This window comes from Variovorax sp. 05N34 (genome assembly GCF_056397405.1).
Map to the genome: position 1 here is coordinate 301,973 of NZ_JBFTNI010000003.1, position 25,554 is coordinate 327,526.

22 protein-coding genes are annotated in these 25,554 nt (G+C 65.3%); 15 read left to right on the forward strand and 7 right to left on the reverse strand.

Translation table 11 applies throughout. The features are described from left to right. Positions 1-54 precede the first annotated feature (54 nt). On the forward strand, positions 55-1,176 hold the full coding sequence (locus AC1DMA_RS10450; RefSeq protein WP_478124991.1) for an ABC transporter substrate-binding protein: 1,122 nt from the start codon (positions 55-57) through the stop codon (positions 1,174-1,176). A 22-nt stretch (positions 1,177-1,198) separates the two neighbouring features. On the opposite strand, the gene AC1DMA_RS10455 is transcribed toward AC1DMA_RS10450, so the two are convergent. Continuing rightward, on the reverse strand, positions 1,199-2,422 hold the full coding sequence (locus AC1DMA_RS10455) for a DUF445 domain-containing protein (protein WP_478144130.1): 1,224 nt from the start codon (positions 2,420-2,422) through the stop codon (positions 1,199-1,201). Between the two features lie 79 nt (positions 2,423-2,501). After that, positions 2,502-3,710, reverse strand: coding sequence for an acetylornithine deacetylase (argE, locus tag AC1DMA_RS10460; protein WP_478144300.1), 1,209 nt, complete (start codon positions 3,708-3,710; stop codon positions 2,502-2,504). Positions 3,711-3,802: 92 nt separating this feature from the next. Between argE and AC1DMA_RS10465 the strand changes: the two genes are divergently transcribed. Next, positions 3,803-5,014: a M20 aminoacylase family protein gene (locus AC1DMA_RS10465; protein ID WP_478144131.1), complete on the forward strand. Its 1,212-nt coding sequence runs from the start codon at positions 3,803-3,805 to the stop codon at positions 5,012-5,014. Beyond that, positions 5,011-6,105 (forward strand): M14 family metallopeptidase, encoded by a 1,095-nt coding sequence (locus tag AC1DMA_RS10470; protein ID WP_478144132.1) that lies wholly within the window; start codon positions 5,011-5,013, stop codon positions 6,103-6,105. The genes AC1DMA_RS10465 and AC1DMA_RS10470 overlap by 4 nt, the downstream gene beginning before the upstream one ends. Positions 6,106-6,137: 32 nt before the next feature. Here the strand turns inward: AC1DMA_RS10470 and AC1DMA_RS10475 are convergent, their stop codons facing one another. After that, positions 6,138-6,911, reverse strand: coding sequence for a type III pantothenate kinase (locus AC1DMA_RS10475; RefSeq protein WP_478144133.1), 774 nt, complete (start codon positions 6,909-6,911; stop codon positions 6,138-6,140). A 121-nt stretch (positions 6,912-7,032) separates the two neighbouring features. Here AC1DMA_RS10475 and lysM point away from each other — a divergent pair, with 121 nt between their 5' ends. Continuing rightward, on the forward strand, positions 7,033-7,521 hold the full coding sequence (gene lysM, locus AC1DMA_RS10480; protein WP_478144134.1) for a peptidoglycan-binding protein LysM: 489 nt from the start codon (positions 7,033-7,035) through the stop codon (positions 7,519-7,521). A gap of 256 nt (positions 7,522-7,777) precedes the next feature. Here lysM and AC1DMA_RS10485 read toward each other — a convergent pair whose 3' ends face one another. Beyond that, positions 7,778-8,239, reverse strand: a complete 462-nt coding sequence (locus AC1DMA_RS10485) for a rhodanese-like domain-containing protein (RefSeq protein WP_478144135.1) — start codon at positions 8,237-8,239, stop codon at positions 7,778-7,780. Between the two features lie 189 nt (positions 8,240-8,428). Between AC1DMA_RS10485 and AC1DMA_RS10490 the strand changes: the two genes are divergently transcribed. Beyond that, positions 8,429-8,854, forward strand: coding sequence for a CopG family transcriptional regulator (locus tag AC1DMA_RS10490; protein ID WP_478144136.1), 426 nt, complete (start codon positions 8,429-8,431; stop codon positions 8,852-8,854). A 9-nt stretch (positions 8,855-8,863) separates the two neighbouring features. Next, complete coding sequence (locus tag AC1DMA_RS10495) at positions 8,864-9,994, forward strand: extracellular catalytic domain type 1 short-chain-length polyhydroxyalkanoate depolymerase (RefSeq protein WP_478125004.1); 1,131 nt, start codon at positions 8,864-8,866, stop codon at positions 9,992-9,994. Between the two features lie 78 nt (positions 9,995-10,072). On the opposite strand, the gene AC1DMA_RS10500 is transcribed toward AC1DMA_RS10495, so the two are convergent. Next, positions 10,073-11,407 (reverse strand): Fic family protein, encoded by a 1,335-nt coding sequence (locus AC1DMA_RS10500; protein ID WP_478144137.1) that lies wholly within the window; start codon positions 11,405-11,407, stop codon positions 10,073-10,075. A gap of 139 nt (positions 11,408-11,546) precedes the next feature. Here AC1DMA_RS10500 and AC1DMA_RS10505 point away from each other — a divergent pair, with 139 nt between their 5' ends. The 3 genes from AC1DMA_RS10505 to AC1DMA_RS10515 all read left to right on the forward strand — a co-directional run bounded on the left by AC1DMA_RS10505 (position 11,547) and on the right by AC1DMA_RS10515 (position 16,794). Then, entirely contained in the window at positions 11,547-13,691 is a 2,145-nt protein-coding gene (locus AC1DMA_RS10505) for a DUF6600 domain-containing protein (RefSeq protein WP_478144138.1), read from the forward strand. A 61-nt stretch (positions 13,692-13,752) separates the two neighbouring features. Next, positions 13,753-15,105: a glutathione-disulfide reductase gene (gorA, locus tag AC1DMA_RS10510; RefSeq protein WP_478144139.1), complete on the forward strand. Its 1,353-nt coding sequence runs from the start codon at positions 13,753-13,755 to the stop codon at positions 15,103-15,105. A gap of 171 nt (positions 15,106-15,276) precedes the next feature. After that, positions 15,277-16,794 carry an AMP nucleosidase gene (locus AC1DMA_RS10515; protein WP_478125008.1) on the forward strand — a complete coding sequence of 506 codons (1,518 nt, stop codon included), beginning with the start codon at positions 15,277-15,279 and terminating at the stop codon, positions 16,792-16,794. Here the strand turns inward: AC1DMA_RS10515 and AC1DMA_RS10520 are convergent. Further along, a complete protein-coding gene (locus AC1DMA_RS10520; RefSeq protein ID WP_478144140.1) occupies positions 16,788-17,504 on the reverse strand; it encodes an ArsR/SmtB family transcription factor in 717 nt (238 codons plus the stop codon). The two genes, AC1DMA_RS10515 and AC1DMA_RS10520, sit on opposite strands and share 7 nt — an antisense overlap. A 51-nt stretch (positions 17,505-17,555) precedes the next feature. Here AC1DMA_RS10520 and AC1DMA_RS10525 point away from each other — a divergent pair, with 51 nt between their 5' ends. After that, positions 17,556-18,707 carry a cytochrome P450 gene (locus AC1DMA_RS10525; RefSeq protein WP_478144141.1) on the forward strand — a complete coding sequence of 384 codons (1,152 nt, stop codon included), beginning with the start codon at positions 17,556-17,558 and terminating at the stop codon, positions 18,705-18,707. A 9-nt stretch (positions 18,708-18,716) separates the two neighbouring features. Here AC1DMA_RS10525 and AC1DMA_RS10530 read toward each other — a convergent pair whose 3' ends face one another. Then, complete coding sequence (locus tag AC1DMA_RS10530) at positions 18,717-19,685, reverse strand: pyridoxamine 5'-phosphate oxidase family protein (protein ID WP_478144142.1); 969 nt, start codon at positions 19,683-19,685, stop codon at positions 18,717-18,719. Between the two features lie 203 nt (positions 19,686-19,888). Here AC1DMA_RS10530 and AC1DMA_RS10535 point away from each other — a divergent pair, with 203 nt between their 5' ends. The 5 genes from AC1DMA_RS10535 to AC1DMA_RS10555 all read left to right on the forward strand — a co-directional run bounded on the left by AC1DMA_RS10535 (position 19,889) and on the right by AC1DMA_RS10555 (position 25,544). Next, on the forward strand, positions 19,889-20,779 hold the full coding sequence (locus AC1DMA_RS10535) for a LysR family transcriptional regulator (protein WP_478144143.1): 891 nt from the start codon (positions 19,889-19,891) through the stop codon (positions 20,777-20,779). A gap of 24 nt (positions 20,780-20,803) precedes the next feature. Beyond that, entirely contained in the window at positions 20,804-21,757 is a 954-nt protein-coding gene (locus AC1DMA_RS10540; protein ID WP_478125013.1) for an ATP-binding cassette domain-containing protein, read from the forward strand. A gap of 29 nt (positions 21,758-21,786) precedes the next feature. After that, a complete protein-coding gene (locus tag AC1DMA_RS10545; protein WP_478144301.1) occupies positions 21,787-22,620 on the forward strand; it encodes an ABC transporter permease in 834 nt (277 codons plus the stop codon). 9 nt (positions 22,621-22,629) lie between these two features. Then, the gene (locus AC1DMA_RS10550; RefSeq protein WP_478144144.1) at positions 22,630-24,306 is read left to right on the forward strand and encodes a Vgb family protein; all 1,677 of its coding nucleotides are present in this window, start codon (positions 22,630-22,632) and stop codon (positions 24,304-24,306) included. A gap of 77 nt (positions 24,307-24,383) precedes the next feature. Continuing rightward, complete coding sequence (locus AC1DMA_RS10555) at positions 24,384-25,544, forward strand: acyl-CoA dehydrogenase family protein (RefSeq protein WP_478144145.1); 1,161 nt, start codon at positions 24,384-24,386, stop codon at positions 25,542-25,544. Positions 25,545-25,554 lie beyond the last annotated feature (10 nt).

Genomic DNA, 25,554 nt, shown 5'->3' on the forward strand with positions numbered 1-25,554 from the left:
CAACCGGCCGAGTCTAAGTTGTGCGCCTGACAAAGCGGGCGTGGGGGTTATCACATGTTGAATCGCAGACAGTTTTCCGTGGCCACTGGCGCAGCAGCGCTCGCCGGCTTCCAGTTCGCCAGGGCTCAGGGCGATGTTCCGATCGTTCTCGGCCAGTCCGCGCCCTTCACCGGGCCGGCTGCGCAGCTCGGCATTCAGTTCTATGAAGGCGCGAAGCTCTTCCTTGACCAGTACAACGCGCAGTCGAGCCGCAGCGTGCAGATCAAGTTCCTGGACGATGGCTATGAGCCGGACCGCTGCGCCGAAAACACTAAGAAGCTGATCGACGACGATGTCTTCGCGCTGTTCGGCTACATCGGGACCCCCACCAGCCTTGCCGCTCTGCCGCTGGCGGTGGACGCCAAGGTGCCTTTCATCGCGCCCTTCACGGGGGCCATGGCGCTGCGGGAGCCGTTCCGCAAGAACGTCTTTCACCTGCGCGCTTCCTACAACGACGAGACCGCGCTGATCGTCAAGCAGCTGACCAACCTGGGCCTCAAGAAGATCGCGGTCTTCTATCAGAACGACGCCTATGGCAAGGCAGGTCTCGACGGCGTCACCCTGGCCTTGTCGCAACTCGACCTCAAGCCGGCCGCCCTCGCGACGGTCGAGCGCAATTCGGTCAATGTCTCCGCGGCGGTCAAGACGATCATCGCGGCCCGGCCAGACGCCGTGGTCCAGGTCAGCGCCTACAAATCTTGCGCGGCCTTCATTCGCGAGGCGCGCAAATCGGGTTACGGCGGCACCTTCTTCAACGTTTCCTTCGTCGGCACGCAGGCATTGGCGGACGAACTCGGCAAGGAAGGTGCGGGCGTCGTGGTCACGCAGGTCGTGCCTTCGCCTTACAACGCAGCCAATGGCATCACGCGGGAATTCAGCGAAGCGGTGCGCAAGAGCAATTCGAAGGCGCAGGCGAACTTCTCGAGCCAGGAGGGCTTCCTGGCCGCCAAGGTGCTGGTCGAAGGGCTGCGTCGTGCGCCGGGCAAGCCCAGCCGAGAAGGACTGATCGCGGGTCTGGAAGGCATCGATCGCCAGCAGTTCGGCGGGTTCGAGGTGTCGTTCTCGCCGCGCAATCATGTGGCGTCGAAGTTCGTCGAGCTATCGATGATCACTGCCGACGGAAAAATACGGACTTAATACGGGCTAACCTGTTTCACCATCAACCCTTCCAGACTTGGGTGGCGGTATGGATGGCCAGGCCTACCAGGCCGCCGACGAGGGTTCCGTTGACGCGGATGAACTGCAGGTCGCGGCCGATGTGGCGCTCGAGTTCATTGGTCATCTCGTCGGCGTTCCAGTCGGCGACACGTTCGACGATGTAGCGGCGGATGTCCTCCCGATAGCGCTCGATGGCACGTGGGGCGGCATCCACGATCTGCTCGTTGATCCATACGCGCATTGCCTCGTCCGCCTTCAGGCGCGCGCCGAGCGTTCCGGCCATGGCGATGATGCGCAGGCGAATGCTTGAATCGCTCTTGCCGAGATCCTCGTGCAGCCATGCGAGCAGTTCGCTCCACAGGCCGTGCAGGTAGTCGCCCAGCGCGGGGTGTGCCAGCAAGTCGGCACGCATGACTTCGCCGCGGCGCCGGAATTCAGGGTCTGATTTGAGCCGCTCGACGAAGCCGGCCATGAACTCATCGAAACGCACGCGCAGCGGATGCGCAGGGTCCGCCGCCATTTCGCCGATGGTGCGGGCGACGGCATTCACGATCTTGCGGGTGGCGAGCTTGGCGGCGACCTGGTCCAGGCCCACATAACGCAGCGCCTTGATTTCGCGAGCGATGGCTTCGGTGATGTGCTCCTGGACTTCATCGCCTTCGACCATGCCGGCAACTTGCACCAGCACATCGTCGAGCAGCGTCTGGTGCCGGCCGTCCGCAGTGAGTGCGTCGAGCGCCTGGCCGGCAAGGCGCGAGATATCCACCTGGGCGAGCCCCGCCGAAGCCATGCGCCCGAGGAAGTCGCGCACACGCGCGTCGTCGAAGGCGCTCAATCCATATCTGACGGCAGCGATCAGATGCTCGGCCAGCTTCTCCGCGTGGTCCGTGCGCGAAAGCCAATCGGCCAACCGCGAGGCCGGATCGAACTGCGCCAGCTTGGTCAGCACCTGCTGCGTGCTCAGGAAGTTATTGCAAATGAAGCCGGCCAGCTTGGCGCCGATGCGGTCCTTGTTGGCCGGAATGATCGCGGTGTGCGGAATGGGCAGGCCCATCGGGTGCCTGAACAGCGCGACCACGGCAAACCAGTCGGCAATGGCGCCGACCATCGCGGCTTCAGCGAAAGCGGCGACGTAGCTCCAGGCCGCATGTCGCGATTCGAGCGCCGTCGCTGCCACATACAGAAGCGCGGCGGCGCAGAGCAAGCCCAGCGCGATTCTTTTCATGACCCCCACGCTCCGCACTGCGTGTCATCACTGCCTCCCCGGGGCGTGCAGTCCGCCTTGGGGCGGCCCGGCGGCGGACTCAGCGGATCTCCTTCGTCGCGGCGAGTCCCCGCAGGAAGTCTTCGCAGCGTGCGAGCTGCTCGAGCGTGACGTATTCGTCGGGCTGGTGCGCCTGGGTGATGCTCCCGGGGCCGCACACCACGGTGGGAATACCGGCATTCCTGAAGATGCCGGCCTCGGTGCCGAATGCGACCAGCGTCGTGCGCTGCTCCTTGGCAAGCCGTTGCGCGAGCCGTGTCACGGGCTCGCTCGCCGAGCTCAGGAAGCTCGGGATTTCGCAGATGGTCTCGAAGCTGAAGCTGGCTTCGGGCGCAACCTTCTTCATCGCCGTTTCGGTGCGGCTCGCGAAGGCGGTGATTTCCTTCTGCATCTGCACCACGTCGCTCGTGGGCAGGTTGCGGAATTCATAGCGAAACTCCGCATCGCGCGGCACCACGTTGTCGGCGATGCCGCCATGAAACTGCCCCACGCTCGCGGTGCTGAAGGGCACGTCGAAGCCCTCGTAGCGCCGCTCTTCGCGCTCGAATCCCTCGGCCATGTCGCGCAACTTGCCGACCACGCGCGCGGCCATCTCGATCGCATTGACCGAGTGCGGCGTGAGGGACGAATGCGCCTCCTTGCCGCGCACGCAGCACTTGTAGCGGTAGACGCCCTTGTGCGCGATGGCCGGCACCATCAACGTCGGCTCTCCGATGATGCAGGCCAGCGGCTTGATCCCCTGGTCCTTCATGTCGGCGATCAGTTCCTTCACGCCGAAACAGCCGACTTCTTCGTCATAGCTGAAAGCAAAGTGGACCGCAAAGGGCGACTCGCTTTCGATGAAGCGCTCGGCGTTGGCAAGCGCCACCGCGATGAAGCTCTTCATGTCGGCCGAACCGCGTCCGTACAAACGCGGCTCGACCATGGCTGTCTCGGAATGCGCGTCGACACGGGGCCAGTCCTGTACGGTCCCCGAAAGCGGATCGACGGTCCATTCCTGGCCTTCCCAGGGCACGGTGTCGGTGTGGCCGGAGAGGATCACGCCGGCCTGCTTGCCGGCGCCCAACGTGGCGAACAGGTTTGCCTTGGTCTTGTCGGCGTTGTAGGTGAGGCGGCTGCGCACGCCCAGGCCGGCAAGATGGTCGCGCACGAAGTCGATCAACTCGAGGTTGCTGTTGGCGCTCACGGTGTTCATGCGCACGAGCGTCTGCGCGAGTTCGAGGCTGCGGGTGGAAAGCACATGGGGCATGCCGGCCATTGTCCCGGAAGTCCGGCCCGGCGCGTTGATCAGGGCAGGCACGGGCTTTGCGGGCATTCCCGCAAAGCCTAGACTGTTGCCCTATGAAACTCATCGATTCCCTCGTCACCCAGGCGGCCGGTATCGCCGCGGTCCGACGTGACCTGCACGCCCACCCAGAACTCTGCTACCAGGAAGTCCGCACCGCCGACGTGGTAGCGGCCAAGCTCACCGAATGGGGCATTCCCATCCACCGCGGCCTCGGCACCACGGGGGTCGTGGGGATCGTGAAGAACGGCACCAGCACCCGGGCCGTCGGCTTGCGCGCGGACATGGACGCCCTCCCCGTGACCGAACTCAACACCTTCGAACACGCCAGCAAATACCACGGCAAGATGCATGCTTGCGGCCACGACGGCCACACGGCGATGCTGCTGGCGGCCGCCCAGCACCTGGCCAGGAACCGGAACTTCGACGGCACCGTCTACCTCATCTTCCAGCCCGCCGAAGAAGGCGGCGGCGGTGCACGCGAGATGATCAAGGAGGGCCTCTTCGAGCAATTTCCGATGGATGCCGTCTTCGGCATGCACAACTGGCCGGGCATGAAGGCCGGGCAATTCGCCGTGAGCCCCGGGCCGGTGATGGCTTCGAGCAACCAGTTTCACATCGTCGTGCGCGGCAAGGGCGGCCATGCGGCGCTGCCGCACACGAGCATCGATCCAGTGCCGATCGCCTGCGAAATGGTTCAGGCTTTCCAGACGATCCTCACGCGCAACATGAAGCCGATCGACGCCGGCGTCATCTCGGTGACGATGTTCCATGCCGGCGAAGCGCCCACCGTGACGCCCAACGACGCAGAACTCCGCGGCACCGTTCGCACCTTCACGCACGAAGTGCTCGACCTGATCGAGTCGCGCATGAAGCAGATTGCCGAGCACATCTGCGCGGCGCATGGCGCAAGCTGCGACTTCGAATTCATCCGCACCTATCCGCCGACCATCAACACGCCGGCCGAAGCCGACTTCGCGCGCCGCGTGATGGGCGGCATCGTCGGCGCCGACAACGTGCTCCTGCAGGAGCCCGCCATGACGGCCGAGGATTTCTCCTTCATGCTGCAGGCCAAGCCGGGCGCCTATGCCTTCATCGGCAACGGCGACGGCACGCATCGCGACATGCACCACGGCGCCGGCCCCTGCACGCTGCACAACGCAAGCTACGACTTCAACGACAGCCTGATCCCCCTGGGCGCAACCTGCTGGGTGCAATTGGCGGAACAGTTTCTGAATGCGCCAACCACGCCGGGGGCCGCAGCATGATCGCTGTCGGCGAAGCCTTCGCATCTCGCTACTTCATCGCGCGACAGAAATTCCTCCAGGCCTGTGCGAACGCAGGGCTTGCCGTGCGTTCGCATGTGCATCCGCTCAAGGGGCGCGACGGCGAAGAACTCGCGATGGACGTCGCGCTCGACGGCGATCCCGATGCCGAGCGCATGCTGCTCGTGACCAGCGCCTGCCATGGCGTCGAAGGCCATTGCGGCAGCGGCGTGCAGGTCTTTGCGCTGCACGACGACGAATGGCGCGAAAAGGCTCGCGCGCAAGGCGTGGCGGTGCTTTATGTGCATGCGCTCAATCCGCATGGCTTTTCGTATGGCCGGCGCGTGACGCAGGAAAACGTCGACCTGAACCGCAACTTCTTCGATTTCGAGCAGCCGCTGCCGGTGAACGAGCCGTATGCGAGCCTGCATCCGCTGCTTCTGCCGGAGACATGGCCGCCGACCGAGGAAAACGTGGCCGCGATCGCTGCCTGGGTTTCGAAGAACGGCGCCAGTGCATTTCAGGCCGCGGTCACACGCGGGCAATATCAGTTCGAGGACGGCCTCTTCTTCGGCGGCCACGCGCCGACGTGGAGCAACAAGACCTTTCGGGATGTGCTGCGCACGCACGGCCAGCGCGCACGCCGGCTGGCGTGGGTCGATCTGCACACGGGCCTGGGGCCCAACGGCATTGGCGAGCGCATCTTTGCCTGCAGGGACGACCAGCAGGCCTACGACCGAGCGAATGCCTGGTGGGGCTCGCCGGCAACGCCGGTCACATCGATCTACGACGGGTCATCCGCTTCCGCATTCTTGACCGGGCTCAACTGGAGTGCGATCTACGAAGAATGCCCAAAAGCCGAGTACACCGGCATGGCGCTCGAGTACGGCACGCTGCCGCTGATCGACGTAATGGCGGCTCTGCGCGCGGATCATTGGCTGCACAAGCATCCGGACGCGCCGGCCGAACTGGCCGATTCCATCCATGCGGGCATGCTCGAAGCCTTCTACACGGACTCCGATGCGTGGCGGGGGCAGGTCATCAGTCAGGCCCGGCAGGTGATGTTCCAGGCGGTGGATGGCTTGACTGCCTGACTGCTTGAGGGCTTGACCGTTTGACGGCTGGGTCAGTTGGGTAGCAGTCGCTCTTCGGCGATCACCAGCAGCCCGTCCATGATGAGGCTGTCGACCAGTTCGAACTCGCCGTTCATGCTTGGCGCCATCTTCCACCCTGCGCCGCCCGTCATGTAGCAGACGGGTTCCGCGCCGCAGTGCGCCCGCACGTGCTGGACCATGCGTTCGACCGCGCCTGCGATGGCGTAGGTGCCGCCGCTGGTCAGCGCGTCGCTGGTGTTGGTTGGAAACTCTCGCACTTCGCCGGTGGGCACGTGCAGGCCGGCGGTGCCGGATTCGAGCGCGCGCAGCATGATGCCGTGCCCTGGAAGAATCAGGCCGCCGAGAAAGCGGCCGTTGGCATCGACCGCCTCGACCGTCACTGCGGTGCCGATCATCACGACCACCATCGGGCGTGCCGGGCCTTGCGACAGCATGCGGTGGCGCGCGCCGATCATCGCAACCCAGCGATCGGCACCCAGGCGTGTCGGGTGGTCGTAGCCGTTCACGATGCCCGCCTCGGCGACGCTGGAGACCACCCACCGCGGCGAGCAATCGAAGCGCTCGACCAATTGCTCTTCCGCGCGGCGCCGGACCGCATCGCCGGCCACGACGCAACCCAGCATCGACGCTGGCGCCTGGAGCTCGGCCCATGCCCCCTCGGCAAGGCGCTCGATGTGATCGAGAAACTCGGCGCCGTGCGCGACCAGCGCTGCTCCGGGTCGCGCGGCATCGTAGAGGGACCACTTGAGGCGGGTGTTGCCGATGTCGATCGCGAGGAAGGCCATGCGCGGGATTATTTACGACTTTGCAACCGGCAAGGCTGCAGATGGGGTGGCGGACTACGCTTGCGGGCCATCTTCCGCACTTAAATCATTCCTTCGATCAACCAGCCGCAAGGAGAAGACGATGGGTTTGCTCAGTTTCATCAAGGAAGCGGGAGAAAAGCTGTTCGGTGGGTCCACCGCACATGCCGCGCCAGCCGGACAGCCCGCGCAGGCGCCGGAACCGGATGCCGAGAAGAAGGCCGCCGACGCGATCAAGACGTACATCGAGACGCAAAACCTCGGCCTGACCGGGCTCCAGGTGACCTACGTCGCGGCGAGCGGCACCGTGACGCTCTCGGGCAGCGCGCCGTCGCAGGAAGCGAGTGAAAAGGCATCGCTGGCTGCCGGCAACGTGGCCAATGTGACGCAGGTCGACAACAAGCTCTCCGCGCCTGCAGCAGACCCGGCCCAGTACCACGACGTGGTTCGGGGCGACACGCTGTCTGCGATTTCGAAGAAGTACTACGGCGATCCCAACAAGTACAACGCCATCTTCGAGGCGAACAAGCCGATGCTGAGCAGTCCGGACAAGATTTATCCGGGGCAGAAGCTCAGGATCCCGAAGATCTAACTCGCCCCCAGCCTCGCCCACTTCGTGTGGCTCTGCACCCCCTGCCGGGGGCAACACCAGCGGCCCGGCAAAGCCGGTTCCGCGGTGTCACTTGCTCACCCCAGGCTTGCTCACTTCGTGTAGCCGCCTACCCCCTGCCGGGGGCAACACCAGCGGCCCGGCAAAGCCGGTTCCGCGGTGTTCCTGTTGCTCGGCCCGGGCGACACCGGCAGCCTCCGCCGTGTCCAGCGAGCGGGTTACGCAACGCTGGGGAGGGCTAGTTTTGCTTCCAGGGGAGGCCGCGGAGGCGCCAGCCGCCTTTTTGGCCGCGGTGGCCCTCTGGGTCGGGGTCGCCTTCGAAGCCTTCGAGGATGTTGTAGGCCTCGATGCCGAGTTCGGTGGCACGCTTGGCGGCGGCGATGGAGCGGACGCCGCTTCGGCATAGCAGGACCGCTTTTTTGCCGGGAGGGACGGCGGCGCGCACAGCTTCGTCGTAGGCGGTGTTCAGGGCCATCCCGGGCCACTGTTTCCAGGCGATGCCGACGGCGCCGGGGACATAGCCGACCCACTCTCGTTCGGCATCCGTGCGCACGTCGACAAGGACCGCGGTGCCGTCGGCCATCCATTGCGCAGCCTGTTCGGGGGTGACGTCGCCGGCATAGCCTGTGGCCGGCGAGACGCCAGTTCGCCCGGGGGGAATGGCGGCTGATGTTGGCGGGGTCGCATCCGGCTTGGTCATTGCTTGCTGTCCTTCGTGATCCAACTTGGGGAAACACACATTCTTCACCAGTTCGAGAAGCGGTGCCCCCGGGGCCTGTTCAACATACTGCCGACGAGATTTCTATTCAAGAACGATCCAAGACCCATCTGCGGGACCATCCGGACGCCATCTGCACACCATCCGGCTGGATGGTGTTAGGATGGCGCCATGCAAAATCAACTCGTTCCCTTGGCACCGCGCACCAAGCTGCCCGACGCCGAGAAGATCACGATCAACCTGGGCTATGTGGATCTCGGTCACATCGACCTGATGGTCGCCGAAGGCTTCTATTCCAACCGGACGGACTTCATACGAACGGCAATCCGCAATCAGCTTTCTGTCCACGGGGACGCGCTGAAGCAGGTGGTTGCGCGAAAGATGCTGGTGCTGGGGCTGCAACAGTTCGGCGCGGCCGATCTGCAAGCCGTCCGCGACGCCGGCGAAAAGCTCGAAATCCGGGTGCTCGGCCTCGCGAGCATTTCGGCCGATGTGACGCCCGAACTCGCGCGGGACGCCATCGGCTCCATCACCGTTCTTGGCGCACTGCATGCGCCACCCGCCGTCAAGGCTGCATTGGCCGATCGCATTCGCTGAGGTGTTCCGATGAATCAACTTTTTGAACGCCTGATGCATCAGGCCGCGCGTCTGACACAGGGCGGCAATCTTCAGGAGGCGACCCGCGCCATCCAGCGCGCATTGAAGGGCGACTCTCCGCCGGAAGCGCCAGGCGCACGCCCTGCCGAGGCCGAGCACACCCCTGCTCACCCTACCCATGCTGCGAACGATGACAGGCTGGTGGTCGACGTCGAGGCGCGATTTGTCGAAGCGCCTCCCGTGGCACGCGATGCACCGAGCGAGCCTGAAGTCGTACCGGAGCTCGGCGAAGACCAGTGGACGGACGGCCTCTTTGCCCATCGCAACCGCAGCATCGCCTACAAGCTCTTCGTTCCCGCGAAAGGCACCGGAACGGCCCGCCCGTTGGTGCTGATGCTGCATGGCTGCACGCAGCATCCGGACGACTTCGCCGCCGGCACGCAGATGAATCGACTGGCGCAGGAGCACGGCTTTCTGGTGCTCTATCCGGCGCAGACGCAGCACGCCAATTCATCGAAATGCTGGAACTGGTTCAAGCCGCAGCACCAGCAGCGCGATCGCGGCGAACCGGCGCTGCTCGCAGCGCTCACGAGGTCGGTGATGTCGGAGCAAGCGGTCGACCCGGGGCGCGTGTATGTGGCCGGCCTGTCGGCGGGCGGCGCAATGGCGGACATCCTCGGCCGGACGCATCCCGATCTGTTCGCCGCCGTCGGGGTGCATTCGGGGATCCCTGCTGGCGCCGCGCATGACCTGATGTCGGCGCTTTCGGTGATGAAGAATGGACAGGCGGCCGCACCGACCCTTCGGCCATCGATACCGATCATCGTCTTCCACGGCGACGCCGATGGCACGGTGCACGCACGAAACGGCGAGCAATTGGTGGCCGCAGCGCTCGCGAGCCAGAACGCCGCAGCGCCCACGGACGAGTCCAGAGGCCAGGCCAGCAAGGGCCGCAGGTACACCCGCCGCGTCTATGAGCAAGGCGGCGAGACCATCGAACACTGGCTGCTGCATGGCGCCGGGCACGCCTGGGCGGGCGGCAGCCCGAGGGGCTCTTTCACCGATCCGACCGGGCCTGACGCCAGCGCTGAAATGCTGCGTTTCTTCCTGGCCCATCCGAGGCCAAGGCCGGCGGGCTAGCTAATAACAGACAGAAGGCGAACCGCTCATTCAGCGGGGGAGCCCGCGTGCCTGTCCAGTCCGCTCGTGGGTGTGCAGCTACTCGAGCGCTGCCGCGGACGCTTCTGGGTACAGGTTGGGAAACAGGATGTTGAGCGACGCCATGGGGAACCCAATGCATAGGTCTGAGCGGTGACCATCGCTTTTGAGCAGCCCGTCGGCCAGGAAACGCGACACGACCTTCCGGCCCGTGCGCTCTTCCAGGCCCGTCATCCTGATGAAGTCGCCCCGCGAGATCGAACCCGCCGTGGCGACCGTCTGAAGCGGAAAGATGGCCTCCTCACGGTACTCGGAGATTCCATCCGTGATCCCGCGCACGAGAACATAGGCGCGAATGCGGTCCTTGAGCTTGCGAAGATCGAGCATCGTGGTCATGAACGTGACCTGATCCTCGCACAGCTCGATGAAGTAGCGGCACCACGCCAAGAGCATCTTCTGGCTGAGGTTTCCGCGACCATCGAGGTCGCCTTGCCGCGCACTGTCCGCGTTGTCGAGCATCTCGCAGTAGACCTTGCGCTGGCGCGCGAGCGCGCGATTTGGCGACCAGAGGCCTCCGCTCACAGGGAACAGTGAGCAGTGGGTCTGCAGGCGAACAGCTCGCCCGTTTCCGTCCTCGAACGGGTGAGTCCACGCCACGCGATGGTGGGCAGACGCGATGGTGTAGAGCACAGCATCGACCCCTTTGAGGCGACCATATCTCTCATCCATCCTTGCCAAGAACTGGGGCACCGACTGCCAGGTCGGAGGTTGATGCCGGCCTACCGCAACGTCGTGCTTGCGAAGCTCTCCTGGCACAACGATGCGCCCGTCTTCCGTTCGCCGGTCGCCTTCTGAAAGCCTGCCGTAAAGAGCCGCGTGCGCCTTCAAAAGAAATTCGCTGCTGAGGGCGGCCGCCTCTGTCGTCACGAGGCGTTCAAGTTCCAGTTCCGCTTCGATGTGAGCGACGGCTATCCGCTGTCGCATGGCCACGTCCGGCTTCTCGGAAAAGTCGTGTCTGAGCGCGCGCTCGATGTTCGCCGGATGCGTGCCCTGGCCCTCGATGCTGTTCGAGTAGTAGGAGTTCATCGACCGCACAATCGCACGCAGGGCCTCCCTTGCTTCGGGACTTGCCGAGGCTCGCAACTGCGCAGACTTTTCGAAGATCCGACGCGTGGCTTCAACCAGCCCATCGAGGTCCTGAGCCGGAAGAAGGGGCTCAAACTGATGGGGTTGGTCATAGACGGCGCTTGCCTTGGATTTTACCGACATGAATTCCGGTTCCTTTTCCTTAAAAATACGTGAATAACGTCTGTTTATCAACGGGTTAGGTCGGACGACAGATCCTGCAGTTTCCGGTTCTATTGCCGATTGGATTTCCACGGCCGCCAAGCGCATGGTGGTGCGCCCATAGCGACAGGGGCGCTCGGCTTACACCTGGTTTCCTCCCGTGCGGGATATTCGTATTGCTTTGCAATGCGGATGCCAGCGCCAAGGCGCCATCGCGCGTTGAGTGGTCAGTACCGAGGACCCTTCCATGAACCAACGCACCACCCCGTTTCCGCGTCGCGCGACCGGCTGGCTCCTGGGGCTGGCGCTGCTCCTGACCAGCGTGCTTGCGGCAGCGCAGCAAGACCCTCCGACTCGCGTCGGACGACTCAATTTCCAGCAAGGCTCGGTGAGCTTCTCGCCGGCCGGCGATGACAATTGGTATGAGGCGGTCGCCAATCGGCCGCTCACCACCGGCGACCGCCTGTGGGCCGATCGAAGCGCACGCGCAGAGGTCTACGTGGGCTCGACCGCCGTGCGGCTCGACGAGCAGACCGGCATCACGATGTCCGAGGTCGACGACAACACGGCCCGCATCACAGCCACTCAGGGAAGCCTTCAGGTTCGTGTGCGCGACGATCTCGCCGGCGGACGTTTCGAGGTCGACACCGCCAACATGGCCATGATCGTGGACACCCCCGGGGACTTCCGCATCAACGTCGACCCGGGCTCGGGCACGACCCAGGTCTCGGTCGCGGCGGGCAACGTCACGCTCTTCGGCGAGAACGGCGAAAGCACGCCGCTGGGGCCGCATCAGCAACTGACGGTCTCCGGCAGGAACCTCGCAGCCGCGAACGGCGCACCGGTCCGCGCGGCGAGCGACTTCGACCGCTGGGTGGCGGAACGCGATCGCATCGACGACCAGTCGGTCTCCGCGCGTTATGTGTCGCGCGACACCGTCGGCTACCAGCAACTCGACGCCTATGGCGATTGGCAGAACGATCCCAACTACGGTCAGGTCTGGTATCCGCGCAATGTCGACGCCGACTGGGCGCCCTATCAGAACGGCCAATGGGCCGAGGTTGCGCCTTGGGGATGGACCTGGATCGACGCCGCGCCTTGGGGCTTTGCACCGACACACTACGGCCGATGGGCGCGCGTCGGGTCGCGCTGGTGCTGGGTTCCGGGACGTCAGCACGCGCGCCCTGTCTATGCGCCTGCGCTTGTGGGCTTCGTGGGCGGCACGGCCGCCGGCGCGAGTGCCAACCTGGCGATCGGCGGAGGGCGCCACGGTGTGGGGTGGTTCCCATTGGCTCCCGGCGAGGCATGGCGGCCCGGCTACCGCGCCAGCCAGCGCTATATCGACGAAGCCAATCGCGCTGCGCTTGGCCGCCAAATCGCCGCGCAGAACGCCGCACGCAATGCCGAGTTTGCCAATCGGCTGATGCCCGGGGCGGTCACGGTCGTGCCGGCGGATCATTTCGCTCGCGGGCCGATCGGGCGGCGAGAGGTCGTCCGTGTGCCCACCGAGCGGCTTGCCAGCGTGCCTGTGGGGATGGGCGCGCCAATCCCGTTGCACGGTGGGCCGTCACCCGCGGCCTTCAGCAGGGCCGCGGCGGTGCCTCCGCCCGGTGCGGTGCAGCCGAGACAGCAGCAACGACAGATGCAGCAGTTCCAGCAGGCCCAGCAAGTTCAACAGGCTCAGCAAGCGCTCCAGGCACAGCAGATCCAGCGCCAGCAGCAAGAAATCCAGCAACGCGCGGCAGGGCAAGCCGTTCAGGCACAGCAAGCTCAGCAGGCACAACAACTGCAGCAGCGAGCGGCCGCTCAAGCCATGCAGGCGCAACAGGCACAGCAACTCCAGCAAGTGCAGCGGCAGCAGCAAGAAGTGCAGCAACGCGCCGCAGCGCAGGCCATGCAGGCGCAGCAAGCGCAGCAACTTCAACAGGCTCAACGCCAGCAACAGGAAGCGCAGCAGCGTGCCGCCGCCCAAGCGATGCAGGCGCAACAGGCGCAGCAACTGCAGCAGGCCCAAAGGCAGCAGCAGGAAGCGCAGCGCCGTGCCGCGACGCAGCAGGCTTTGCAGGCTCAACAAGCACAGCAACTGCAACAGGCACAGCGCCAGCAGCAGGAAATCCAGCAACGCGCAGCGGCCCAAGCCATGCAGGCGCAACAAGCACAACAGGCGCAGCAATTGCAGCAGATGCAGCGACAGCAGGCTGAAGCCCAGCAACGCGCAGCGCAGGCGCAAGCCATGCAGATGCAGCAACAACAGGCCATGCGGGCGCAACAGCAGCAAGCGCAGCAGATGATCCAGCAACGGCAACAGGCGGCGCGCCAGGCGCAGGAACTTCGGCCCCGCGCCCCGGGCCGCCCGGATCAACCGCAACAGGGCCTGGTCGACCGGCCGTAATCCGCCACAGTGCGCAGCGGCTTCTCCTTGCGCCGGCTACAGTCGGCGCCAAGGAGCTTCCATGCGCACATTCGACTTCGACTTCTTTGTGATCGGCGGCGGCAGCGGTGGCGTGCGCGCTGCCCGTATGGCGGCGCAGCGCGGCGCGCGAGTGGCCCTGGCCGAATGCGCCGAACTCGGCGGCACTTGCGTCAACGTCGGGTGCATCCCCAAGAAGCTCTACAGCTATGCGGCCGGCTATGCAGACGCTTTCGAGGAAGCGGCAGGCTACGGCTGGCATGTCGGCGAAACGCGTTTTGACTGGGCGCGCCTCAAGGCGAATCGGGCACGCGAAATCACGCGGCTCAATGGTGTCTATCGCAACCTGCTCGAAGGCGCGGGCGTGACGCTCATCCAGGGCTGGGCGCAGTTCGCGGACGCCCAGACGCTGCAGGTCGGTGAGCGCCGGTTCACGGCCCAGCATGTGTTGATCTCCACCGGCGGCATGCCCTTCGTGCCCGACGTAACGGGCCGTGAGCACATCGTCGTGTCCGACGCGATGTTCGATCTGGACCCGTTTCCGAAGCGGTTGCTGGTGGTGGGCGGCGGCTACATCGCCTGCGAATTCGCCTCGATCTTCAACGGCCTGGGCGCCAAGGTCACGCAGGTGCAGCGCAATGCGCATCTGCTCAATGATTTTGACGAGGATCTTCGGCAGTTCCTTGCCAAGGAGATGACCCGGACCGGCATCGACATCCGGCTGAACAACGAAATCAACATGATCACGCGACTGGAGAGCGGCCTGTGCGCCATGCTCTCTCGCGGCCAGCGGGTGGAGGCCGACGTCATCCTTTTTGCGACAGGCCGGGTGCCCAACACCGAGGGCATGGGGCTCGACGCGGCGGGTGTGGCACTCGACGAGCGCGGGGGCGTGATCGTCGACGCGCACTATCGCAGCTCCGTGCCTTCGATCTACGCGGTCGGCGACGTGTCGACTCGCCAGCAGCTCACGCCGGTCGCGCTGGCGGAGGCAATGGTGGTGGTGGACTCGCTTTTCGGCAAAGGCAAGCGGCAGCTCGACTACGAATACACGCCGACCGCCGTGTTCACGCACCCGAATGTCGGCACCTGCGGCTACACCGAAGCCGCGGCGCGGATGAAGTTCGGCAAGGTCACGATTTTTTCGAGCGAGTTCCGGGCGCTGCGCCACACGCTGTCGGGGAACGAGGAGCGCACGTTCATGAAGCTGGTCGTCGAGACGGCCAGCGACAAGGTGGTTGGCTTGCACATGGTCGGGCCGGATGCCGGGGAGATCGTTCAGGGGTTTGCAGTGGCGATGCGGGCCGGGGCGACGAAGGCGCTGTTCGACAGCACGATCGGGATTCATCCCACGGTGGCCGAGGAGTTCGTGACCATGCGCGAACCTATGCCCTGACTGTTGCTCGCCCCCAGGCTGCGCGCACTTCGTGTCGCTTCGCCAACCCCCTACCGGGGGCAACACCAGCGGCCTGGCGAAGCCAGTTCCGCGGTGTTCGCGAATTTGGCGGGGCTGCGCCGGCCATTTTTGCTGGTGGCTGCGTGACTTGATGGTGGGCCACAATGTTGCATGCCTTATATGCCTGCGTTTATTGCTCCTGCGCGTTTTACCGATGCTGATGCTGCCCTGGAGCAGGTTCGGCTGATTTATGACGGGGGGTTGCAGCACCTTCGGGATGCGATGCAGCGGTTTGTGGCTGGGGAAAGCCTGCCGGGGCGGGTTCGTGCTTGTTATCCGTTTGTGCGGATCCATACGCACACGGTGTCGCGGCGCACGCCGGTCGCCAATGCGGGGTTGAGCTACGGGTTTGTGTCGGGGCCGGGGCGCTACGAGACGACGCTGACGCGGCCGGATCTGTTTTTGCGGTATTACCGGGAGCAGTTCAGGCTGCTGCTGGAGAACCATCAGGTGGAGCTCGAGATCGGCACGAGCACACAGCCGATTCCGATTCACTTTTCGTTTGCCGAGAACGATCACATCGAAGGCACGATGAGCGCGGAGCGTCGTGCGCTGATGCGCGATGTCTTCGACCTGCCAGACCTGGGCGCAATGGACGACGGCATCGCGAACGGCACCTTCGAGGCCAAGCCTGGAGAGGCTCAGCCGCTGTCGCTCTTCACGGCGGCGCGGGTCGACTATTCGCTGCATCGCCTGCGCCACTACAGCGGCACGGCGCCGGAATGGTTCCAGAACTTCGTGCTGTTCACCAACTACCAGTTTTACATCGATGAATTCGTGCGGCTCGGACACGAGGCGATGACCGACGAGAAGAGCGAGTACGTCGCCTTCATCGAGCCAGGCAACGTGGTCACGCGCCGCCGCGGGATGGCGGCTGGGTCGAGCCGTGTGTATGGCGAGTTGCTCGACGGGACGCAGGGCACGTCGCCGGCCCGCCTGCCGCAGATGCCTGCCTACCACTTGGTGCGTGAGGACTGCACCGGCATCACGATGGTCAACATCGGCGTCGGGCCGGCCAACGCCAAGACCATCACCGATCACGTCGCGGTGCTGCGTCCGCACGCATGGGTGATGCTCGGCCACTGCGCGGGGCTGCGTCAGGGGCAGCGGCTTGGCGACTACGTGCTCGCGCATGCGTACGTTCGCGAAGACCACGTGCTGGACGAGGAGCTTCCGTTGTGGGTGCCCATCCCGGCGCTGTCGGAAATCCAGCTCGCTCTCGAAAAGGCGGTGGCTGAGGTCACCGGCACGCAAGGCACCGAGCTCAAGAAGATCATGCGCACGGGTACCGTCGCAAGCACCGATAACCGCAACTGGGAGTTGCTGCCGGGCAACCAGCCCCAGCGCCGCTTCAGCCAGAGCCGCGCCGTCGCGCTCGACATGGAAAGCGCAACCATCGCGGCCAACGGCTTCCGCTTTCGTGTGCCCTACGGCACGCTGCTGTGCGTGAGCGACAAGCCCCTGCATGGCGAGATCAAGCTGCCTGGAATGGCAAACCAGTTCTATCGCGAGCGCGTGGAACAACACCTGCGCATCGGCATGGCGGCCATCGACGTCCTGCGCAAGGAAGGATCGAGCCGGCTGCACAGCCGCAAGCTGCGCAGCTTTGCGGAAGTGGCGTTTCAATAGCCGGCCGGCGGGGCGCCCGCTTCGCCGAACAGCGCCGGCGCTTCCCGGCGCGCACGCGGCGTGACCGCCAGGGCGCGGCTGTCCAGATCCTGGCGGACCCAGCCGCGCTCCAATGAAAGCTGCAGCAAGGACGCTGCCAACGCGCCACCAAGATGCGGGCGGCGTTCGCTCCAGTCGAGGCACGCGCAAGCAAACCGCCTGCGCCTGGCGCGCGCCGCTTCGACGTCGACCCCGAGCGCCTCGAGTGCGGCCATGCCTTTCTGCGTGAGGTCATACGACCGGCCCGCACCGTCCGACGAAGCCTTCAGCCAGCCTTGGCTGTGCAAGTGATCGTGCAGTGCCACGCCCGCGGCACCGGCCATGTGGTCGTAGCAAGTGCGCGCCGAGCGAAGCCGGCTCGGCGTTGTCGGCCTAAACTCGCTGCGCGTGACGCCGGCAACCACCAGCAGGCTTTCGAGCACGGCAGCCACCTCGCTGCCGGCCAGCCGGAAATACCGGTGCTTGCCTTGCGCAACCGATTCGACAAGCCGCTGCTCCTTGAGGCGCGCCAGATGGGCGCTCGCGGTCGATGCCGCAACCTCGGCGACGGCGGCCAGTTCGGTCGCGGTGCGCGCGTGGCCGTCCATCAGGCAGCACAGCATGCGGGAGCGGGCCGGCTCGGCGATGGCGCCTGCGAGCCGGGCGAGATGGGAGTCGGCGGTTGCGTCCATACTTCGATCGTAAGCGAAGTGTGATCGCTTGAAAAGCACCACACTTGCCGCATGAACCATCTCGCCCTACCCGCAGACGCCATTGCGGCTGTCACGCATCCCAATCCCTATCCGTGGTACGCCACGCTTCGCAGCGGGCCCGCGCTGGTCCGCGACGAAAGCCTGCGACTGTGGGTTGCCAGCCGTGCCGACGTCGTGCGCGAACTGCTGTCGAGCGATGCCTTGCGTGTGCGGCCGGTTGGCGAATCCGTGCCGAATGTGATCGCCGGGACACCGGCGGGCGAGGTGTTCGGCCAGCTCGTCCGTATGAATGACGGCGAGTTGCACGCGGCTCACAAGCCGGTGCTGCAACGTGCGTTGGCTCGGCTCGATCTCGCCGCGGCGCATGCCGATGCATTGCGGGTCGCTGAAAAGCTGGCGGATGAAACGCTCGGCGATTTCTGCTTCGCGTTCCCGGTCAGCGCCGTGGCCCATCTTCTGGGTTTCGCTGACGAAGCTTTGCCGGCAATATCGCGTTGGATGCGGGACTTCGTAGCCTGCCTGTCGCCGCTGTCGACGCAGGCTCGACTCGACGCCGCCAGCGATGCGGCGGTGGCTTTGATGGCGCGATTCGAGCAGCACGCTGCGGCCGCCCCGGCGCGCGGCGGCAGCCTGCTCGCGGCTGTGCAGACCGAGGCACCGGAGCGCTGCACGAAAGTGCTTCGCGCCAATCTCATCGGCCTGCTGTCGCAAACCTGCGAAGCGACGGCGGGCTTGCTGGGCAACAGCCTGGCCGCGCTGGCACGCGAGCCGAACCTGCGCCGCACGCTCGGTTCACGCTGGGAATTGCTGCCTGCGTTGGTCGAAGAAGTTGCGCGCCACGATCCGTCCGTTCAGAACACGCGCCGCTTCGTCGCGCAAGACGCTGTGATCGCAGGTACCGAACTCGCAGCGGGCGATGCGGTTCTGCTGGTGCTGGGGGCGGCGAATCGGGATCCCGCGCTCAATCCCGCGCCAGCGACTTTCGAACTGATGCGGGCCCGTCGGCAGACGCTGGGCTTTGGTTATGGCAAGCACGCGTGTCCCGGCCAATCGCTCGCCTGCACTGCCGCAGCGGCGGGCCTTCAGGCGCTGCTGTCACGTGGCCTCGCGACCGATGGGCTGCACGAGCGCGGCTGGGACTACCAGCCCTCCGTGAACGCGCGCATTCCTTGCTTCCACTGACCGGACGGCTCACGACGCCTGCGGCCAATTTCCGGTGCCGGCGAGAAAGGGCGACAACTGCGCCGGCCCCCAACGCAGCGGCAAGGCGGCCGGCCGATGGATCGCAGCGACCACTCGCATGCGCAAAAGGCGTTCGGCACCTTCGAAAGCGGCAAGCTCAGGACCGTCCCAGATCACCTCGGCCGTCACCGCCAGTTGAAGCAGATCGCCGGTGTCGAAGTCGATGAACAACAAGCCCGCGCGCGGGTTCACTGCGATGTTGCCCAGCGTGTTGAAGAACGAATTGCCGATGAAGTCCGGCACGGTCAGCGCGCCATCGTCAGACACGCGCACGAACCCCGGCCGTCCGCCGCGATGCGATACATCGACGCCGTGCGATGTCGCGCCGTCACCGGCTGAGGGATGCGCTGTCGCGATGAAGAACGTGTCGGCATTCGCCATCATGCGGCGGGCGGCGGCGTCCAGGACATCGATGCGCCGTACAGGCAACCCCGTGCGCGACTCATCGACGAACAAAGGCTCGCGCGCCTGGATGTACTTCGGGCAGTTGCCGAAGCTCTGCAGCACGGCAACAGTGAAGCCACTTGCATCCATCTCCTCCACCACCCCATTCATCCGATTGCGTCGCCCGGTGTGCGGCTCAATGCCCAAGAGCGCAATCTGCGCGCCTCGCACCAGCCCATCCGAGAACGGATCGCCCGCGTCCGCATGTGCGTCGATTCGCAAATGATGCTCATCCGGCGAATGCGCAAACCCCGCTGGCGCAGCCAGCACGCTGGCCCACGGCTGCTTGGTGCCGTCGAGGCTGGCTGCAATCAGGAAGGGCAGTTGCGCAAAGAAAGTCCGATGCTGGTCGGGCATGTAGTCGCGAAGAACGCGCGTGCCGAACATCGCCATGCGCTCCAGCACGCCCGCGCGCGCCTGCATCGCCTGTTCGCCTTCATGCCAAGCCGACGCAGCAGCCGATGCGGCGGTCATGATGCGAGTCCTCTCCGATGGCTTTAGAGCTTGATCTGCTGGGCGGGTCGGGGTTGAAGACATGCGCTTTCTCCTTGCGAATCCTTGCGGACCTGTTGCAACGCCTTCATTGTTGTTTGCTCCTTGCGCAGGAGTAATGGCGCACAACGCAGTTGACTGCTGCGAGTTTCGGATTAATCGAGCCAATCGGATTTAATCGCCCCATGGACCGACTCAAAGCCATGCAGACCTTCGTGCAGATCGCCGACCAGGGCAGTCTCACGAAGGCCGCCGAATCACTGGACACTTCGCTTCCGGCAGTGGTGCGTTCGCTTGCAGCGCTGGAAGCTCACCTCGGCGTACGGCTCTTCCACCGCACCACGCGACGCATCTCGCTCACCGAAGAAGGCCGCAGCTATCTGCAAAGCGTCCGAGAGGTGCTCGCCGCAGCCGATGCGGCCGATCGTTCACTCACGCTGGATGCGACGGAGCCGGCAGGGCTGCTCACGATCACCGCGCCCGTGATGTTCGGGCACATGTACGTTTCGCCGGCCGTGGTGCGCTTTCTCCAGCGCTACGACAAGATGCGCTGCAGCGTACTGCTCCAGGATCGGTCCGTGAACCTGCTCGAAGAAGGCGTCGACGTCGGCATACGCATCAGCAAGCTCGAGGATTCGTCGCTCGTGGCGCAGCAACTCGGCAGCATTCGCCGCGTGGTGGTTGCAAGCCCCGGCTTCTTGCGTCGTCACGGCACACCGATGCATCCGCGCGAACTGCGGGATGCGAATTGCGTGCGCATCCATCCGTCCACGGTCGGCCCATGGATGTTTCGCGAAGACGGGCGGCCGCTGTCGATCGCGACTCGTGGAAACCTGGAGTTCAATCACATCGCGCCGGCTGTGGAAGCCTGCGCAGCAGGGGTGGGCTTCGGCAACTTTTTCTCCTATCAGGTGCTGCCGATGGTGGCGCAGGGCCGCCTGGAGTTGGTCTTGACGGCGTTCGAGCCGCCGCCCCGGCCAGTGAGCGTGATCTATCCGAATGCGCGGCTGCTGCCCGCCCGGACGCGCGCCTTCATCGACTGGATGAAGGCCGAGTTCGACGGTCTTCGCCTCTGAAGCCGGGCGCCATGCCAGCCTCCGATGCGCCACAATGCCCCGGTGCCGACCCCGCCCGCCCCCCTCTTCCAGGCCCGCAACCTCCATAAACGCTACGGAACGACGACCGTGGTGGACGACCTCTCCTTCGAGATCGCGCCCGGAGAGTGCCTCGGCGTGATCGGCCCGAACGGCGCGGGCAAGACGACCACGATCCGCATGTGCCTCGGCCTCACCGCGCCGGACCACGGAACGATCGAGGGATTGGGGGGGCTTTCGATGCCGCGCGACGGACGCGCCATCAAGGCTCAGTTGGGCGTGGTGAGCCAGTTCGATACGCTGGACCCCGATTTCAGCTGCGCCGAGAACCTGATGGTCTACGCGCGCTACTTCGGCATGCGGCGCGCGGAAATCACGCCGCGCATCCCGCAGTTGCTGGAGTTCGCGGCTCTCTCGCACAAGGCCGACGCCAAGCCCGGCGAGCTGTCTGGCGGGATGCGGCGGCGCCTCTCCCTGGCCCGCGCATTGGTCAACGACCCGAAGCTCTTGATGCTCGACGAGCCGACGACGGGCCTGGACCCGCAAGCGCGCCACCTGATGTGGGAAAGGCTCCAGGTGCTGCTTCAGCAGGGCAAGTCGATCCTGCTGACCACGCACTTCATGGATGAGGCCGAGCGGCTGTGTTCGCGCTTGCTTGTGCTCGACCATGGCCGCAAGATCGCGGAAGGCCGTCCGCGCGACCTGATCGCTCAATACCTCGAGCCGGACGTTGTCGAGTTGTACGGCAACGGCGCGCTCGAACTGGCGCGGTCGCCGCTCAAGGACTATGCCGCGCGCGTGGAAGTCAGCGGCGAGACGGTGTTCTTCTATACGCAGGATGCGCGCGGGCTGATGGCTGCGCTCGGCGATCGCAGCGGCTTGCGAACCTTTCATCGGCCTGCCAATCTGGAAGACTTGTTCCTCAAACTGACCGGCCGCCAAATACGCGAAGACGGCTGAAGAGCCTGCAAGAAGGGGCAACGATGAGCATGCAGATGGATACGACTTCGCCAATCGCCGAGGCGCCGGCGGTGTCGGTGTGGCGCCCGCCCGAACTCTCGATGCGCTGGTGGCCAGTGTTTCTGCGCAACCTGCTGGTGTGGCGCAAGCTCGCGATCCCGAGCCTGATCGGCAACATCGCCGAACCGCTGATCTGGCTGGTGGCTTTCGGGTACGGCATGGGGGCGCTGGTCGGCAAGGTCGAGGTCGACGGCACGCGCATCCCCTACATCCTGTTTCTGGCGAGCGGCTCCATCTGCATGAGTGCGATGAACGCGGCCTCGTTCGAGGCGCTCTACTCCGCGTTTTCGCGCATGCACGTCCAGAAGACGTGGGACGGCATCATGAACGCGCCGGTGGGGCTCGATGACGTGGTGCTGGCCGAGATGCTCTGGGCGGCCTTCAAGGCGATCTTCACGACCACGGCGATCATGTTCGTGATGCTGGCGCTGGGCATCAGCCACAGCCCCAAGCTGATCATCGCTTGGTTCGTGCTGGCGGGTGCGGGCATCACCTTTTCGTGCATTGCGCTGATCTTCAATGCGCTCGCGAAGGGTTACGACTTCTTCACCTACTACTTCACGCTCTTCATGACGCCGATGATGTTCCTGTCGGGCGTGTTCTTTCCGCTGGACCAACTGCCCGATGCCGTGCGCGCGGTCGCCGCGTGGCTGCCTCTGACCAACGCGGTGATGCTGGTGCGGCCGCTCTTCATGGACCAGTGGCCGCCGGACTGGTGGCGGCACGCACTCGTGCTGGTGGCATACACCGTGGCCGCCTTCTGGATCGCACTGGGTTTGACACGCAAGCGGTTCCAAGCCTGAGGAGACGACATGAAACAAGTCATCGGTAGCGCGCTTCTGGCGTCGGCCTTCCTTCTCGTTCTCAGTGCCTGCACCACGGCACCGCCTGCATCGCTGCCCGCCACTGCTTCCGCCGCATCGGCAACGAAGCCCGCCGGGTGGGCCGCGCCCGAGGCGATCGTGGCGCCCTCAGCGTTTTCGGGCGTGCACGGCCTCGCCATCGACAAGCAGGGCCGCTTGCTTGCCGGCTCCGTCGTCGGCAACACCATGTGGGAAGTCGACCGGAAGACCGGTACGGCGAGCGTCTTCATCAAGAGCGTCGAAGGTCAGGCCGACGACATCGCGGTCGGCCCCAACGGCGAACTCGCCTGGACCAACTACCTGATGGGCATGTTGCGCATGCGCGAGAACGACAACGCGCCGATGCGGGTGGTCGCGAAGGACCTGCCCGGACTCAACTCGCTCGACTTCGACCGGCGTAACGGCAAGCTCTATGCCTCGCAGGTCTTCCTGGGCGACGCCCTATGGGAGATCGACCGGACGGGTCAGAAGCCGCCCCGCCTCATCAAGAAGGACATGGGCGGCTTCAACGGCTTCGAGGTGGGGCCGGACGGCATGCTCTACGGCCCGCTGTGGTTCAAGGGCCAGGTCGTGAGGATCGATCCGGCCAATGGCGCGATGACGGTGATCGCCGACGGATTCAAGATCCCCGCCGCCGCCAATCTCGACGGCAAGGGCAACCTGTGGGTGGTCGATGCGCGCAGCGGCGAACTGGTGCGCGTGGATCTGGCCACTGGACGCAAGACCGTCGCCAAGCAGCTCAAGCCGTCGCTTGACAACTTGGCGATCGCGCCGGACGGGACCATCTATGTCTCGAACATGGCGGACAACTCGGTCCAGGCTTTCAGTCCCGACACGGGCGAACTGCGGCTCCTGACTGGCGGCAGGCTCGCGGTGCCGGCCGGCATGAAGATCGACGGCAACGATCTCTGGGTGGCCGATGTCTTCGGCTTCCGCCAAGTGGATGCCAGCACCGGCGCCGTGCGCGACGTCTTCCGCATGCAGCGCGATCCGGATCTGGAGTATCCGTTTGCGGTGGGCCTTTCGGCGACGCACTTCGCACTCGCGTCATGGTTCACGGGCACGGTGCAGTTGGTGGATCGGAAGACACTGAAGACCACGGCCATCTTGCACGCACTGAAAGCACCTTACGACGCCATACCGATGCCCGACGGCAGCGTGATCTACGCCGAACTTGCCACCGGCAGCGTGACGCGCGCGAGTGGCCCGAAGTTCGAGAACAAGGAAGTCATCGCCAGCGGCCTTGGCGGGCCGGTCCAGATGATCGTCGGCAAGGACGGTGCGCTCTACGTCACGGAGGCCGCGGGCAAGCTGACGCGCATTCCCCTGGACGCGAGCGCGCCGCTGCGCACCATCGCCGAAGGCTTGGCCATGCCCGAAGGCGTTGCGCAGACGCCGTGGGGCAGCTTCATCGTGGCGGAAAGCGCGGCGCGGCGGCTGGTCGAGATCGACCCCGCCAGCGGCACGCGCCGCACGGTCGCCGAAGGACTGCCGATCGGCCTCGAAAGCGGCCCGGGCATGCCGCCGCCCTATGTGCCGACCGGCGTCGCAGTCGGCAGCGACGGCACCATCTACGTGAGCGCGGACCGCAACAACGCGCTCTACCGGATCCGGCCGCAGCGCTGAGCCTGCCGCGGCCCCGGGCTCATCCGGTAGCCACTTCCCGCAAGCAGCCTTTCCGCGCGCCGCCTACAGTCTGCGCCATGCAATACACGCACGAGCATCTCGAAATCCAGAGGACGATGCGCCGTTTCATCGACGAGGAGATCAATCCGCACGTCGATGAATGGGAAGAGGCCGAGAGCTTTCCGGCGCACGAGATCTTCAGGAAGCTGGCGGCGCTCGGGCTGCTCGGCCTCAACAAGCCGGAGGCGTACGGCGGCTCGGGGCTCGACTATTCGTATGCGATGGCAATGGCCGAAGCCTTGGGCCACGTGAGCTGCGGCGGCGTGCCGATGGCCATCGGCGTGCAGACCGACATGTGCACGCCCGCGCTCGCCCGCTTCGGCAGCGACGCACTGCGGCGCGAATTCCTGGCGCCGGCCATCGCAGGCGAAACGGTGGGCTGCATCGGCGTCAGCGAGCCCGGGGCCGGCAGCGACGTCGCCGGCCTGAAGACGCATGCACGCAAGGACGGCGGCGACTACCTGATCACCGGCCAGAAGATGTGGATTACCAACAGCCTGCAAGCCGACTGGATGTGCATGCTGGTCAACACCGGCGATGGGCCGGTGCATCGGAACAAATCGCTCGTGATGGTTCCGATGGACAGCCCCGGCATCGAGAAAGCCCGGAAGATCCGCAAGATCGGCATGCATTCGAGCGACACCGGGCTCATCTATTTCGACAACGTGCGCGTGCCGCAAAGCAATCGCATCGGCGAGGAAGGCCAGGGCTTCGTCTACCAGATGCAGCAGTTCCAGGAAGAGCGCCTGTGGTGCGCCGCCAGCTCGCTGGAACCGCTGGACGATTGCATCGCCCAGACCATCGAATGGGCGCAGCAGCGAAAACTGTTCGGGGGCACGCTGGCCGACCAGCAGTGGGTGCAGTTCAAGCTGGCCGAACTCAAGACCGAGGTCGAGGCGCTGCGGGCGCTCACCTATCGCGCCTGCGATCTGCACGTGCAGGGCCAGGATGTGACCGAACTCGCGTCGATGGCCAAGCTCAAATGCGGCCGGCTCACGCGCGAGGTGGCGGACACCTGCCTGCAGTTCTGGGGCGGCATGGGCTTCACCTGGGAAAACCGGGTGTCGCGCCTGTATCGCGACGGCCGGCTGGCCTCGATCGGTGGTGGTGCGGACGAGGTCATGCTCGGCATCCTCGCCAAGACGATGGGCATCGCGAAGAAGCCGCCGCAGGATTGAGCGAAACGGC

Excerpts from the sequence above, each read along its gene's own strand:
- AC1DMA_RS10485 (WP_478144135.1), bottom strand. The coding sequence starts at position 8,239 with ATGACCAAGCCGGATGCGACCCCGCCAACATCAGCCGCCATTCCCCCC.
- gorA (WP_478144139.1), top strand. The coding sequence starts at position 13,753 with ATGCGCACATTCGACTTCGACTTCTTTGTGATCGGCGGCGGCAGCGGT.
- AC1DMA_RS10500 (WP_478144137.1), bottom strand. The coding sequence starts at position 11,407 with ATGCGCTTGGCGGCCGTGGAAATCCAATCGGCAATAGAACCGGAAACT.
- AC1DMA_RS10450 (WP_478124991.1), top strand. The coding sequence starts at position 55 with ATGTTGAATCGCAGACAGTTTTCCGTGGCCACTGGCGCAGCAGCGCTC.
- AC1DMA_RS10475 (WP_478144133.1), bottom strand. The coding sequence starts at position 6,911 with ATGGCCTTCCTCGCGATCGACATCGGCAACACCCGCCTCAAGTGGTCC.
- AC1DMA_RS10550 (WP_478144144.1), top strand. The coding sequence starts at position 22,630 with ATGAAACAAGTCATCGGTAGCGCGCTTCTGGCGTCGGCCTTCCTTCTC.
- AC1DMA_RS10470 (WP_478144132.1), top strand. The coding sequence starts at position 5,011 with ATGATCGCTGTCGGCGAAGCCTTCGCATCTCGCTACTTCATCGCGCGA.
- AC1DMA_RS10490 (WP_478144136.1), top strand. The coding sequence starts at position 8,429 with ATGCAAAATCAACTCGTTCCCTTGGCACCGCGCACCAAGCTGCCCGAC.
- AC1DMA_RS10520 (WP_478144140.1), bottom strand. The coding sequence starts at position 17,504 with ATGGACGCAACCGCCGACTCCCATCTCGCCCGGCTCGCAGGCGCCATC.
- AC1DMA_RS10495 (WP_478125004.1), top strand. The coding sequence starts at position 8,864 with ATGAATCAACTTTTTGAACGCCTGATGCATCAGGCCGCGCGTCTGACA.
- lysM (WP_478144134.1), top strand. The coding sequence starts at position 7,033 with ATGGGTTTGCTCAGTTTCATCAAGGAAGCGGGAGAAAAGCTGTTCGGT.
- AC1DMA_RS10455 (WP_478144130.1), bottom strand. The coding sequence starts at position 2,422 with ATGAAAAGAATCGCGCTGGGCTTGCTCTGCGCCGCCGCGCTTCTGTAT.
- AC1DMA_RS10465 (WP_478144131.1), top strand. The coding sequence starts at position 3,803 with ATGAAACTCATCGATTCCCTCGTCACCCAGGCGGCCGGTATCGCCGCG.
- AC1DMA_RS10505 (WP_478144138.1), top strand. The coding sequence starts at position 11,547 with ATGAACCAACGCACCACCCCGTTTCCGCGTCGCGCGACCGGCTGGCTC.
- AC1DMA_RS10540 (WP_478125013.1), top strand. The coding sequence starts at position 20,804 with ATGCGCCACAATGCCCCGGTGCCGACCCCGCCCGCCCCCCTCTTCCAG.
- AC1DMA_RS10555 (WP_478144145.1), top strand. The coding sequence starts at position 24,384 with ATGCAATACACGCACGAGCATCTCGAAATCCAGAGGACGATGCGCCGT.
- argE (WP_478144300.1), bottom strand. The coding sequence starts at position 3,710 with ATGCCCCATGTGCTTTCCACCCGCAGCCTCGAACTCGCGCAGACGCTC.
- AC1DMA_RS10530 (WP_478144142.1), bottom strand. The coding sequence starts at position 19,685 with ATGACCGCCGCATCGGCTGCTGCGTCGGCTTGGCATGAAGGCGAACAG.
- AC1DMA_RS10535 (WP_478144143.1), top strand. The coding sequence starts at position 19,889 with ATGGACCGACTCAAAGCCATGCAGACCTTCGTGCAGATCGCCGACCAG.
- AC1DMA_RS10545 (WP_478144301.1), top strand. The coding sequence starts at position 21,787 with ATGCAGATGGATACGACTTCGCCAATCGCCGAGGCGCCGGCGGTGTCG.
- AC1DMA_RS10525 (WP_478144141.1), top strand. The coding sequence starts at position 17,556 with ATGAACCATCTCGCCCTACCCGCAGACGCCATTGCGGCTGTCACGCAT.
- AC1DMA_RS10515 (WP_478125008.1), top strand. The coding sequence starts at position 15,277 with ATGCCTTATATGCCTGCGTTTATTGCTCCTGCGCGTTTTACCGATGCT.